We start from the raw sequence: 11,759 nt of genomic DNA on the forward strand, positions 1-11,759 counted from the left end.
GAGGACCGCGTCGCCGACCCTCGGGAGGTTCTCGTGCCTGTCACGCGTCCCCATCACGTCCTCGTCCGTCCCGTCGTGCGGGTTGCCGTCTCGGCGCTCGCGATCGCGGGACTGGCGGCCGCCGCCCTGGTCGCCCCAGCGGAGGCGAAGCCGCCGGGCCACCGGGACGACACCGTCGTACGGGTCGCGGACGGCGCGGTGCGAGGCATGGCCGCGGAGGGTTATCGGACGTTCCAGGGCATCCCGTACGCCGCGCCTCCGGTCGGTGACCTCCGCTTCCGGGCGCCCAAGCCCGTGAGCCGGTGGCGCGGCGTCCTGGACGCGACCGCGCCGCGACCACAGTGCGCCCAGCTCTCCAACGGGACGGGCAACCCCCAGACGTACGGGGAGGACTGCCTCTATCTGAACGTGACCACGCCCGCCGGGCGGTCTGCGCGGCCGGCCGGACTGCCGGTGATGGTGTGGATCCACGGCGGCTCGTTCCTGACCGGCAGCGGAGCCGACTACGACGCCTCCAAGCTCGCCACGCAGGGTGACGTGGTCGTGGTGACCATCAACTACCGGCTGGGGCCGTTCGGATTCCTCGCGCACCCGAGCCTCCGCTCGAGCAATGCAGCGCTCCTGGACCAGCAGGCAGCGTTGCGCTGGGTCCAGCGCAACGCACGCGCCTTCGGCGGCAACCCCCGCAACGTCACCGTCTTCGGCGAGTCCGCGGGGAGCGCGTCGGTGTGCGCCAACGTCGCCTCACCCCGAGCGCGAGGACTCTTCCGTCGCGCGATCGCGCAGAGCTATTCGTGCACCTCCGACTTCGCGACGCTCGCGAGTGCGCAGGCGGCGGGGGAGGCGTACGCCGAGGCGGTCGGCTGCGGGGCCGCGGCCGACGTGCCCGCGTGCCTGCGCCAGCGCGACCCCGAGACACTGCTGCGTGCGTGGACGGGCGGTGCGTTCGCCGTCGGTGGCACCGCGCTGCCCCGACAGCCCGGGGACGCCCTCGCCACGGGGACCGCCAACCGTGTCGACCTGATGCACGGGAACACCCTCGACGAGAACCGGCTCTTCGTCCCGCTCCAGTACGGCACCACCCTCACCGCGGCGCAGTACACCGCGGCGATCCGTGCCCGGTTCGGCGCGGCGGCCGACGCCGTGCTCGCGAGATATCCCGTCGAGTCGTACGGCTCGCCGATCATCGCGCTGTCGACCGTGTTCAGCGACTACGGCACCGCGCTCTCGACCTGCTCCCACGTCGACGCGTACGAGGTGGCGTCCGAGCGGCGTGGCGCGCGGGTCTACGCCTACCAGTTCCAGGACCGAACCGCGGACCCGCTGGTCCCGATCCTCGGGACGCAGAACGGCGCCTCCCACGCGACCGAGCTGCCGTTCCTCTTCCCGGGCCTCTTCGGTGACGGTCTCAGCGCCGAGCAGGAGACGCTGTCCGACGCGATGGTGGCGTACTGGACGAGCTTCGCGGCCCGCGGTCGTCCGTCCGGCCGCGGCCTGCCCCGGTGGCCGGAGTACGACCGACCGGGTGACGTGATGGCGCTGGACCTCCCAGCGGCCGGAGGGATCGGTGTCGAGGACGTCGCCGCGGCGGCCCAGTGCGGCTTCTGGTCGCAGCTGGGGTGACCGATCAGCCGGGTCCGGCCTCGAGCAGCGCGCGCTGGAGCGTGACGGCGAGCTCGAGGTCGGGCTCGCGGTCCGCGAGCAGGTCGGCGTAGATCACCGACTCCCCGATCCGGACCCACATGTAGGCCACCCGACCAGGGTCGGCGCGCAGCCGGAGCTCGCCGGCGGCCGCGGCCTCAGCAAGGACCCGGCGCCACCCCTCGACCGCCCGGGCATGGACGCGGGCCGCCGGCATGAAGAGGACGCGGAAGGCCGTCTCCGGCTCGGCGGTCGCGAACGTGCGGAGCGGGCCGAAGCCGACGATGGCCTGGTTCATCAGGGTGGCTGCCCCGACGATACGCTCCACACCCGGCGCAAGCCCCGCCCTCACCGCGGTGGCGACCGATGCGGCGAGCGTCGCCTGACCGAGCGAGTCGACGACGTCCCCGAGCAGCCGGTCCCTGCTGCCGACGACCCGATAGAGCGTCGCCCGACCGACCGCCAGCACGGTGGCGAGCTCACGCATGTCGACGGCACGTCCCTCCAGGAACCAGGAGCGCGCGACGGCGACGGCGTCGTGCGGCTCGATCACCCGGGTCGGCATGGCGGTCATCGGACCATGCCGACCCGGACGTCGGCAAGGCTCGGCGCGTTGTCTGTGCGCTCGGCCGTACGTCGCTAGCGTGGAGAGCGATGACCACTTCGACGAAGACGAACGCCACGACCACGCCGTCCCGTGCTCTCGCATGGGCGGCCCTCGCCGCCGCCGCGGTCCAGATCCTGGTCCCCGCCGTCCAGTCGCTGGGCGGTCTCGGCGCACCGCCGAGCAGCCAGGGCGAGGACCTGCTGATCACCCCGGCCGGCTACACGTTCTCGATCTGGAGCCTGATCTACCTGCTGACGGTGGTCTTCGCCGTCGTGGTCCTCGTGAAGCGGTCGACCGGGACGCGGCAACCGGACCGTCTGCTGCGCGACCTCGTGCTCCTGTACGCGGGTGCGGCGTTGTGGATCGTCGTCTCGGCGCTGGAGTGGACGTGGGTGACCGCCGCCGTTCTCGTCGCGATGGTCGTCGTCGCGGTCGACGCCGCGACGGTCGCGAAGAGGCGTGTCTCCTCCGACGTCGGTGCGCCGACCTGGCTGACCCTTCTGGCGCGGGTGACGACGGGCGTGTACGCCGGGTGGGTCACCGCGGCCGGCATCGTCAACGTCTGCTCGGCCATGGTGGAGTCGGGATGGCTCGACGGGGATGAGGTCGCCTGGCAGCTGGGTGCCCTGGTCGTGCTCGCCCTCGTCGCGCTGGCCATCAGCGTGCTCCTCGGCGGCTCCTGGGCGTACGCCGCCACGCTGGTGTGGGCGCTGATCGGCGTGATGGTCGCGGTCCGCGACACCTCGGACGCGCTCGTCCTCACCGCAGCCGCCGCTGCGGTGGTGATCGTGACCGTCAACGCAGTGCTGATCCTTCGCCGTCGCTCGAGCTCGTCCAGGGTCGTGAGCGCCACCTAGACTCGCGTCATGACCGCGACCACCGACGGACGTCGAGCGCGCGGTGACGCGTCTCGTCAGAAGGTCGCCCGCTGCGCCGCGGACGTGGCGACGCTGCACGGGCTCGACTCTGTCTCCGTCGGTCGGCTCGCGACCGCGACCGGGGTCAGCAAGAGCGGCATCCTGACCGTCTTCGAGAACCGGGAGGCGATCCAGCTCGCGGCGATCGCCGAGGCCCGCCGCGTCTTCATCGCCGAGGTGATCGCGCCCGTGTGGTCGGCCGGGTCGGGATCGCGCCGGTTGACGGCGCTCGTCGAGAGCTGGGCCGCCTACGTCCGCCGCCGTGTCTTCCCCGGTGGGTGCTTCCTGGTGACGACCTCGGCAGAGTACGGCGCGCAGCACGGCGCGGTCGCCGACGCGGTGCGTCGTCTCGAGCGAGAGTGGCTCGACCTCTTGGCAGCCGACGCGGAGGCTGCGGGCGGGGACGGACGCACGGTCGCCTTCCAGCTCGACGCGTTCCTTTCCGCGGGCAGTGTCCGCTACGCCCTGTTCGAGGACGACGAGGAGCTCGGGCTGGCCGTCGGCTGTGCCCTCGACGTGATCGGTGCGCTCGGCTAGCAGCTAGGTGGTGCGCCGGACGTCGCCGCGGAGCAGTGGCGCCGCGTACTCCCACTGCTCGTCGGTCAACGGCGTCGGCCGCAACGTCGCCGGGTCGAGGTTGATGAGCCGCCGCGTGCCCTCGGCGTGCAGGGTCTCGTGATCGCTGGACAGGATCCGGAAGTGGTAGTTGACGCTTGTCCTGCCGACCTCCTCGACCCACAGGTGCACGGCCACGTCGCCGACGGCGGTCACGGGCTGGTGGAACGTCAGGTGGAGGTCGCGGATGACCTGGACCGACGTCGACGGGTCGAGGACCCAGCCGGCCCCGGTCCAGAAGTCGATGACCGCGTGGTCGAAGAGCCGTGCGTACTCGACGTGGTTGAGCATCCCGAAGCCGTCGAGGTCGTCGAGGTAGACCCGGACCGGGACCACCACCCCGTACGGTGGCTCGTCCGTGGTCGTCCTGCCGTCAGTGAGCGTCATGCGACCAAACATTACGACCGATCGGTCGTAATGTCACGGGGTTTGCTGCGCGTCGACCTGTGCGCCAGGCCGCCCTGACGCCAGCATGGGTCCATGAGCATCGAAACCTTGACCGGCCAGAGGGTCGCCGACGAGAAGCTGGACGGCTGGGTCTACCTCCTCGGTGGGCTCCAGACGCGGATACGCGTCCCCGACTTCGCCGCAGCGCTCCGTGTCGCGAACGCGATCGGCGCGGCCGCGGGGTCGACCCACCACGACCCCGACCTCGACCTGCGACCCACCCACGTCGACGTCCGTCTGACGCACCACGCGGCGGGAGGCGTCACCCGCGTCGACGTCGACCTCGCGCGCCGGATCAGCGCCGTCGTCGCGGACGCGGACGACGACGTCTCTCTCGAGCCGGCGACCGTCTCCCGGATCGAGCTCGCTCTGGACAGTCCGGCGCACGGCGAGGTGCTGCCGTTCTGGCGAGCCGCCCTGGCGATGGAGGAGTCACCCGTGCCGGAGGTCGACGACGAGATCCGCGACCAGCATCGTGCCCTGCCGACCGTCTGGTTCCAGCCGTCCGGCAGCGAGGAGCCACGCCAGCGGTGGCACCTCGACGTGTGGGTGCCGCCCGACCAGGTCCAGTCGCGGATCGACGCCGCCCTCGCCGCGGGGGGCACCGTCGCCAGCGACGACGAGGCGCCCAGCTTCTGGGTGCTCGCAGATCCCGAGGGCAACAAGGTCTGCCTCTGCACCTGGCAGGACCGCGACTGACTAACCCTCGTCGTCGAAGAGGGCGGCGATGGCCCGAGACGCGTTGCGCCGATAGAGGTCCCGGTCGGTCTCGATGCCGTAGGCGAGGTCCTCGAGCGCGCGGATCCGGGCGTGGAAGATCGCCCGAGTCCGAAGGTCGTCGACCTCGGGCTCGCCGTCGTCCGCGTCGAGTGCACGGTCGAACGCGCCGACGCCGAGGTCTCGCAGCACCAGTCCCAGGTCCAGCGCGGGATCGGTCAGCGCGGCGTCCGACCAGTCGATGACCCCGGTGATGACCTGGGCGTCCTCGTCGACGAAGACGTGCTCCGCGCCCAGGTCATTGTGGGAGAGCACCCGTCGCGCGGACGGCCGCGGTGCGGGCGACTCGAGGAAGCGTTCGACGGCGCGGTGACGGCCCACGGGGATCGCGCCGGCACACGCCCCGAGGAGCTCGACTCCCTCGGCGAGCAGATCGGCCGGTGCGGTGTCGTCGACGGGGACGAGCCCGGAGACGGAGGCCACGGGGATGCCGTGCAGCGCGGAGAGGAAGGCGCCCAGGTCGGCGCCGAGTCGATCTCGCGTCGGCTGGTCCAGCTCGGCGAGCCTGGTGAGCAGCGGACCGCCCGGGACGAGAGCCATCTCCATCACGTCGTCGTCCCGTCTGACATCGAGCACCTGGGGGACGGGCAAGGGCGAGACCGCCGCGACGAGCCGAAGCAGGGCCGCCTCGTCCCACGAGGTCAGGCAGTCGGCGCCTGGGAGGCGGCGCCGTACGAGCGTGCCGCGCTCGCTGCGCCGAACCTCGTGGTCGTGGCCGTCGGACAGCGGCATCACGTGTCGGTGACGGGCGCCGTACGGGACGTCGTGCCGGCATGCTCGAGGGACCACTCGAGCGCGTGGTCGGCGACGGCCTCCCAGCCCGGAGCGGCACACGTCCAGTGGTCGCGCCCCTCGAACTCGTGGTAGTCGGTGAGTGCGGCGGACCTCTTGTAGTGCTTGGCGTTCGCCCTGTTGACCGACGGCGGCATGATGTGGTCCTCGCCGCCCGCGATGAACAGCAACGGCGCCCGGTCGTCGTTGTCGTAGTCGACCCACGTCTCCTGGTGGCCCGGCTTGATGTTTGCGAGCAGCCCGTACTCCCAGACCCAGCTGCCCGGCGCGGGGACCTGGTAGCGCTCCCACGCCTGGTCGGACTCCGCCCTGGACAGGGTGTTGGCGAACGAGTAGTGGAACTCCTCCGGAGTGAATCCGACCGCCTTGGTCCGGGTGGCCGGGTTCTTGAGGATGGGAAAGAGCGATCTCACCTGTGACGGCGGGGTGACGTGGACCCCCTCGGTCGGTGCCGAGTCGATCACGACACCCGCAGCGCCGAGGCCGCGTGCAAGGAGAAGCTGGGTGAGCGTGCCGCCGAAGGAGTGGCCCATGATGACCGGCGGCGAGTCGAGACCCTCGATGACAGAAGCGAGGTGGCCGACGGTGTCAGGGACGGTGAGGCGGGCGATCACGTCGGTGTTCTCGCGCAGCGCCTCCACTTCGATCTCGAAGCCGGGGTAGCCGGGCGTCAGGACGCTGAATCCCTTGGCGCCGTAGTAGTCCACCCAGCCTTCCCAGCTGCGGGGGGTCATCCAGAGTCCGTGCACGAGCACGATCGTGTCGGGGCGGGTGTCGGTCATGTCGCGTCCTGTCGCTCAGCGGTCACCTGGTCGCCAGTGCGGGGACGCGTGAGGGGCCCGGTGCCGCCCCCGCCGGCCCGAGCCCCTTCATCCGCCTGGTACGAGACCGAACGGATATGAATAGATAAACAGACATCTTGACGGTTGACAAGATTTTCGTATACATCTGTCAAGATTCTTTTTTTGCACGAGGGAGTCGGTGACTTTCGACCGGCGTATCGTGGGGCCCGTGAGTACCGCGGGGGGACGCGCCACGCGCCGGCAGGCGCGAGCCGGTCGTGCCTCGGACGACAAGTTCGAGCAACGGCGAGCCGAGCTGGCCAGCTCGGCTCTCTCCACCCTGGCCGATCGGGGCTTCGCCAACACGAGCCTGCGTGACATCGCCCAGAACTCTCCGTACTCGCACGGTGTCGTCCACTACTACTTCAGCGACAAGCTCGACCTGATGCAGCACTGCGTGCGGCAGTACAAGCGAGACTGCGTCAAGCACTACGACTCCATCATCGAGTCCGCGACCACGGCGAGGGAGCTCCGGGACGGTTACTCCGACGCCATGGTCGCCACGCTCCGTGACGAGACCGACCTGCACCGCATGTGGTACGACCTGCGCAACCAGAGCATGTACACGCCCGAGCTCGAGGGCGTCATCGAGGAGATCGACCTCCTCCTCGAGCAGATGGTGTGGCGTGTCGTCTGCCGCTACGCCGACCTCGCCGACAGCCCTCCCCGGGTCTCGTCACCCGTCGCATACGCCCTCTACGACGGGCTCTTCCTCCGAGCGCTGATCGACCTGCTGGCCGGGCGTACCGATGCCGCCGACACGCTGCGGCGCGAGTGTGCGGCACTCCTGCAGATGCTTTGCCCATAGCCTGAGGTCCATGCCCGACACCTCACCGCCACCGCTCTCGACGCCCCGTACGATCGGACGGTGGGCGCTCGGCGCCTTCCTCCTCTTCGCCGGCATCAGCCACCTCACCTTCGCGCGCCGCGAGTTCCTCGCCCAGGTCCCGGACTGGGTCCCGGTCGGCGCCGACACGGTGGTCATCGCGTCCGGCTTCGTGGAGGTCGGGCTCGGCGGCGCCCTGATCGGCCTTCCCGGCAGGCGCGTCCCGGTCGGATGGCTCACGGCGGCGTTCTTCGTGGCGATCTTCCCCGGCAACATCTCGCAGTACGTCACGCACACCGACGCGTTCGGTCTCAACGACGACAGGGCTCGGGCCGTCAGGCTGCTGTTCCAGCCGTTGCTCGTCCTGTGGGCGCTGTGGGCCACCGGAGCCTGGCGCGACCGTCGCCGCGGCTGACCGGTCGACCGGGGCACGGTGGTCTGCGCCCTCTTGCGCGGGAGTGTGACGTGGACGACAGTGAGGAACCGACGGTTCGTCTCCGGAGGTCGCCATGCGCCGCACGTTCCCTGCCCTCGTCTCGGTCTTCTCCGCCCTCGCTCTCGGTGCCGCCCTGCTCGGCGGGCCAGCGAGCGCTCATGATCGGCCCCACTTCACCCCGGGGGCCGCGGGCATCGGCGACCCGTACTTCCCGACCGACGGCAACGGCGGCTACGACGCGATCCACTACACGCTCGACGTCCGGTACGACCCGGCCACGGACCGGCTGGCCGGACAGGCTCGCATGCGTGCCCGTGCCACCCAGAACCTGTCTCGGTTCAACCTCGACCTCGAGGGACTGACCGTCCGTTCCGTGCGGGTGAACGGGCGCCGTGCGACCTGGCGGCACACCGGCGGTGAGCTGACGATCACCCCGCCGCGCGGCCTCCGCAAGCGCACCACCTTCGTCACCGACATCCGGTACGACGGGGTCCCGCAGACTCTCGAGGACGGCTCGGGCTTCATCCACACCGACGACGGGGCGCTCGTCGTCGGTCAGCCCCACGTCGCCGACACCTGGTATCCGGTCAACGACCACCCGAGCGACAAGGCGTCGTACTCGTTCAAGATCACCGCGCCGAAGGGCCTGCGGGCCGTCGCCAACGGGGTCCCGCGTGGTCAGTCGACCTCGCGAGGGTGGACCACCTGGCTGTGGGAGGCACGCGAGCCGATGGCGTCGTACCTCACGACCGCGACCATCAGCGACTTCCGGGTGAAGGACTACCGCTATGACGGGATCCGGATGATCGAGGCGATCGACCCCAAGCTGTACGAGCGGGTGCCGGCGCGCACCGGCGACCAGTACGCCATCTCGCAGGCCGCCAGCCTGTCCTACAAGCGGCTGACCCGCACGGTCGAGGTCCCGGCGGCCGGTGGGCAGCTGAGGTTCTGGGTGGACCGGTCGACCGAGGAGGACTGGGACTACTTCTTCGTGGAGGCGCGGACGCCGGGCGGTGACGACTGGACGACGCTGCCCGACCTCGGCGGAGCGACCAGCACCGAGGTCGGCAACTCCTGCCCGTACTGGCTGACGCTGCACCCGTTCCTCGAGCACTACCAGACGGCGCAGGGCGACGACACGTGCGCAGCGACGGGCTCGAGCGGGTCCTGGAACGCCGCCACCGGCCAGTCCGACGGTTACGAGCAGTGGCGCGTCGACCTGGGTGCCTGGACGGGCCGGTCGGTGGAGCTGTCCCTGACGTATGCGAGCGACGACGTGGTCCAGGCCGGCGGCGTCTTCGTCGACGACATCACCACCCCGACCGGAGCAGGCAGCACGTCGTTCGAGGCCGACGGCGACGAGCTGGACGGCTGGACCGTCAGCGGCGCTCCCGCAGGGAGCGAGCCCAACCCCAACGACTGGATCGCCGGCACGCCGGACGAAGGCCCCGCGACCGTCGGCGACAAGGCGGAGGCGGCGTTCGCCAAGCACCCGCGGATCCTCGACTTCTTGCAGGACACCTTCGGGCGCTACCCGTTCTCCTCGTCCGGTGGCATCGTCGATGCGTACCCCAACCTCGGGTTCGCCCTGGAGAACCAGACGCGGCCGATCTACTCGCAGGAGCAGATCGGTGGAAGCGAACAGGCCGCCGAGGCCGTGGTCGTGCACGAGCTCGCCCATCAGTGGTACGGGGACAGTCTCGCGGTCGAGCGGTGGAGAGACATCTGGCTCAACGAAGGCTTCGCGTCGTACGCCGAGTGGCTCTGGTGGGAGGACAAGGGCGAGGCCACGGCCCAGGAGATCTTCGACGACACCTACGCGGCCTACCCGGCCGAGGACCCGTTCTGGGACCTCACGATCGGCGACCCGGGACCGGACGGCCTGTTCGCGAACGCGGTGTACGACCGCGGTGCGATGACGTTGCACCAGCTGCGGCTCGCCGTCGGAGACGACGACTTCTTCGCGATCCTGCGCGGCTGGGCACGGCGCAACGCGGGCGGCAACGTCACGACCCCGCAGTTCATCGCCTACGCCGAGCGTGTCTCGGGGCAACAGCTCGACGACCTCTTCGACACGTGGCTCTACACGGCCAGCCGTCCGGAGGTCACCGGCACCTTCCTCCGGAGGTCGCCGGTGACGGGTCTGCCGCCGTTTGCGAGGGAGTGGCGCGCTCGGCGCTGACTCGAGGTCGTCGTCACAGCCCTTCCCACGGATAGCCGTGGCGTTGGAACGCGGCGGCGACTGCCTTGCGACTCGCCTCCACCTCCTGCTCGAAGAGGCGACGACCGTCGTGGCCGTCGATGACGACCTTCTTGCCGTCGCGATAGACCGCCACGACCTGCGTACGGTCGATGCGGCGGCGGTCGTCGCCGTGGTGCACCACCACGGCGTCGTCGTCGACCTCCAACCGGTAGGCGCCCCAGATCTCGGAGGCAGCGAGGGCGAGGCCGAGGAGCAGACCGACGGTAGGACGCGCCACCCACGCCCACGGCTGGTCGAACGACGCCACCCACTCCAGCGGGCCCTTGAACGGGACGACAGGGACGTCGGCCAACCATGCCGCCAGGACGGGGGCGAGCAGGAAGAGGAGGAGCCCGCCGACACCGAAGACGACGGCGGTGCCGATCGCGTCCGAGCGCGTGTAGCCGAGCGTCGTGGTGGGAGGTTCGACGGTCATGGCCCGACCGTACGAACGGTGCGGGCCACCCGGCATCGTCCGAAGGACTAGCCCGGCCTCGACCAAAGGCGATCCGCCCGTCCCGATCCGCAGACGAGAGGGACGCCGCCGCCCTCATTCTCGGCTCGGCTCCTCCGACCGCCGGGGGTAGACCGTCTTGCGGCCCAGGAAGACGGCGAGGAAGCCGATCGCGACCCCGGCCACGTCGTCGGCGACGTAGTGCCAGCCGAGGTAGAACGTCGCCACGATCGTGGCGAGGACGAAGACGCCGAGGACGTGGCCCAGGCGCCGGAGCCCGTAGTAGCGCGCCATCAACCAGACCAGCGTGGTGAACGCGACGTGCAGGCTCGCGAACGCGGAGATCTGGGCGAACGCGTCCGGCGCCTCCGGATGGGCCAGCAGCTGCTCGCGACCAGCGATGTCCTTCTCCCACATGTCCTGGATGACCGTGCGGGGAAGATCGGCGTAGTCCTCCGGCAGCCGCCAGAACGGTCCCAGCGACGGGATCAGGTAGTACGAGCCGACCCCGAGGATCCATCCCCACATGCCCGCCACGAGCATCACGAACCCGTGCCGGATGCGCGCCGTGAACACCAACGAGCCGAGCAGCATCGCCGTCACGACGGGCGTGAAAGCGGTGTAGACGACCGAGAGGATCGACATCGCGACCCCCTCGCCCAGCAGGTCGTGCAGCGCCTCGCCCGGAGTGCTGCCGAAGAACAGCCACCGGTCCCAGCTCAGGAGCAGGTCGTCGCGGGGGTCGAGCAGGACGTCCCAGCTCTTGAGGTTGTGGTAGCAGAGATAGACGAGGTAGTAGGCGACGAGCCCGCTCACCGCGGCGGCGGTCCTCCGTGCCGTCCACCTCGCGCGGAGAGCGCCCAGGGTCGTACGCACCGTCCGTGGGTGGGCTCGCCAGCAGGCGTCGACGACGGCGAGCACCAGCAGTCCGGGCAGCGCGATCGCCAGCCGTGAGAGGAAGAAGGCGTTGCCCGGGTCGCGGATCGGGATGCCGGCGACAGATGCGCCGACCAGCGTGACGACGGCGAACGCACCGACCACGAGCCACGTACGCCAGTACCAGCCCTGTCCCGAGCGGATCCGCCACCGGGCGCTCGACCCGGTGACACCGTCGGAGCGGGTGGTTGGCCCCACGGTCGCAGCGTACGCCGGGGCGAGTGCCT

Annotated in this window: 13 protein-coding genes; 7 read left to right on the forward strand and 6 right to left on the reverse strand. The window is 70.5% G+C overall.

Annotated features, from left to right (window positions below; genetic code table 11):
* The first annotated feature begins 33 nt into the window (after positions 1–33).
* Positions 34–1,623: a carboxylesterase/lipase family protein gene (locus KV097_RS17705; protein ID WP_220366639.1), complete on the forward strand. Its 1,590-nt coding sequence runs from the start codon at positions 34–36 to the stop codon at positions 1,621–1,623.
* A gap of 4 nt (positions 1,624–1,627) precedes the next feature.
* Here KV097_RS17705 and KV097_RS17710 read toward each other — a convergent pair whose 3' ends face one another.
* Positions 1,628–2,215, reverse strand: a complete 588-nt coding sequence (locus KV097_RS17710) for a QsdR family transcriptional regulator (protein ID WP_220342703.1) — start codon at positions 2,213–2,215, stop codon at positions 1,628–1,630.
* 80 nt (positions 2,216–2,295) lie between these two features.
* Here KV097_RS17710 and KV097_RS17715 point away from each other — a divergent pair, with 80 nt between their 5' ends.
* Together KV097_RS17715 and KV097_RS17720 are read left to right on the forward strand one after the other, a co-directional pair.
* Positions 2,296–3,105, forward strand: coding sequence for a hypothetical protein (locus KV097_RS17715; protein ID WP_220366640.1), 810 nt, complete (start codon positions 2,296–2,298; stop codon positions 3,103–3,105).
* A gap of 9 nt (positions 3,106–3,114) precedes the next feature.
* Entirely contained in the window at positions 3,115–3,702 is a 588-nt protein-coding gene (locus KV097_RS17720; protein WP_220366641.1) for a TetR/AcrR family transcriptional regulator, read from the forward strand.
* 3 nt (positions 3,703–3,705) lie between these two features.
* Here the strand turns inward: KV097_RS17720 and KV097_RS17725 are convergent, their stop codons facing one another.
* The gene (locus tag KV097_RS17725; protein ID WP_220342700.1) at positions 3,706–4,167 is read right to left on the reverse strand and encodes a thioesterase family protein; all 462 of its coding nucleotides are present in this window, start codon (positions 4,165–4,167) and stop codon (positions 3,706–3,708) included.
* Positions 4,168–4,260: 93 nt separating this feature from the next.
* On the opposite strand from KV097_RS17725, the gene KV097_RS17730 reads away from it, so the two are divergent.
* Positions 4,261–4,926 carry a VOC family protein gene (locus tag KV097_RS17730; RefSeq protein ID WP_220366642.1) on the forward strand — a complete coding sequence of 222 codons (666 nt, stop codon included), beginning with the start codon at positions 4,261–4,263 and terminating at the stop codon, positions 4,924–4,926.
* Here KV097_RS17730 and KV097_RS17735 read toward each other — a convergent pair whose 3' ends face one another.
* Positions 4,927–5,736: a phosphotransferase family protein gene (locus KV097_RS17735; protein ID WP_220342698.1), complete on the reverse strand. Its 810-nt coding sequence runs from the start codon at positions 5,734–5,736 to the stop codon at positions 4,927–4,929.
* A complete protein-coding gene (locus KV097_RS17740) occupies positions 5,736–6,578 on the reverse strand; it encodes an alpha/beta hydrolase (RefSeq protein WP_220345645.1) in 843 nt (280 codons plus the stop codon). The genes KV097_RS17735 and KV097_RS17740 overlap by 1 nt, the downstream gene beginning before the upstream one ends.
* A gap of 229 nt (positions 6,579–6,807) precedes the next feature.
* Between KV097_RS17740 and KV097_RS17745 the strand changes: the two genes are divergently transcribed.
* The 3 genes from KV097_RS17745 to KV097_RS17755 all read left to right on the forward strand — a co-directional run bounded on the left by KV097_RS17745 (position 6,808) and on the right by KV097_RS17755 (position 10,082).
* Positions 6,808–7,446 (forward strand): TetR/AcrR family transcriptional regulator, encoded by a 639-nt coding sequence (locus KV097_RS17745; protein ID WP_220342696.1) that lies wholly within the window; start codon positions 6,808–6,810, stop codon positions 7,444–7,446.
* A gap of 10 nt (positions 7,447–7,456) precedes the next feature.
* The gene (locus KV097_RS17750; protein WP_220342695.1) at positions 7,457–7,879 is read left to right on the forward strand and encodes a hypothetical protein; all 423 of its coding nucleotides are present in this window, start codon (positions 7,457–7,459) and stop codon (positions 7,877–7,879) included.
* A 94-nt stretch (positions 7,880–7,973) separates the two neighbouring features.
* The gene (locus tag KV097_RS17755) at positions 7,974–10,082 is read left to right on the forward strand and encodes a M1 family metallopeptidase (protein WP_220366643.1); all 2,109 of its coding nucleotides are present in this window, start codon (positions 7,974–7,976) and stop codon (positions 10,080–10,082) included.
* 13 nt (positions 10,083–10,095) lie between these two features.
* Here the strand turns inward: KV097_RS17755 and KV097_RS17760 are convergent, their stop codons facing one another.
* The gene (locus KV097_RS17760) at positions 10,096–10,578 is read right to left on the reverse strand and encodes a hypothetical protein (RefSeq protein WP_220342693.1); all 483 of its coding nucleotides are present in this window, start codon (positions 10,576–10,578) and stop codon (positions 10,096–10,098) included.
* Positions 10,579–10,692: 114 nt separating this feature from the next.
* Positions 10,693–11,730, reverse strand: coding sequence for a phosphatase PAP2 family protein (locus tag KV097_RS19840; RefSeq protein WP_220366644.1), 1,038 nt, complete (start codon positions 11,728–11,730; stop codon positions 10,693–10,695).
* Positions 11,731–11,759 lie beyond the last annotated feature (29 nt).

Origin of the sequence: Mumia sp. zg.B17 (assembly GCF_019550915.1) — a bacterium.
Taxonomy (GTDB): Bacteria; Actinomycetota; Actinomycetes; order Propionibacteriales; family Nocardioidaceae; genus Mumia.

Excerpts from the sequence above, each read along its gene's own strand:
- KV097_RS17710 (WP_220342703.1), bottom strand. The coding sequence starts at position 2,215 with ATGACCGCCATGCCGACCCGGGTGATCGAGCCGCACGACGCCGTCGCC.
- KV097_RS17715 (WP_220366640.1), top strand. The coding sequence starts at position 2,296 with ATGACCACTTCGACGAAGACGAACGCCACGACCACGCCGTCCCGTGCT.
- KV097_RS17720 (WP_220366641.1), top strand. The coding sequence starts at position 3,115 with ATGACCGCGACCACCGACGGACGTCGAGCGCGCGGTGACGCGTCTCGT.
- KV097_RS17725 (WP_220342700.1), bottom strand. The coding sequence starts at position 4,167 with ATGACGCTCACTGACGGCAGGACGACCACGGACGAGCCACCGTACGGG.
- KV097_RS17730 (WP_220366642.1), top strand. The coding sequence starts at position 4,261 with ATGAGCATCGAAACCTTGACCGGCCAGAGGGTCGCCGACGAGAAGCTG.
- KV097_RS17735 (WP_220342698.1), bottom strand. The coding sequence starts at position 5,736 with ATGCCGCTGTCCGACGGCCACGACCACGAGGTTCGGCGCAGCGAGCGC.
- KV097_RS17740 (WP_220345645.1), bottom strand. The coding sequence starts at position 6,578 with ATGACCGACACCCGCCCCGACACGATCGTGCTCGTGCACGGACTCTGG.
- KV097_RS17750 (WP_220342695.1), top strand. The coding sequence starts at position 7,457 with ATGCCCGACACCTCACCGCCACCGCTCTCGACGCCCCGTACGATCGGA.
- KV097_RS17755 (WP_220366643.1), top strand. The coding sequence starts at position 7,974 with ATGCGCCGCACGTTCCCTGCCCTCGTCTCGGTCTTCTCCGCCCTCGCT.
- KV097_RS17760 (WP_220342693.1), bottom strand. The coding sequence starts at position 10,578 with ATGACCGTCGAACCTCCCACCACGACGCTCGGCTACACGCGCTCGGAC.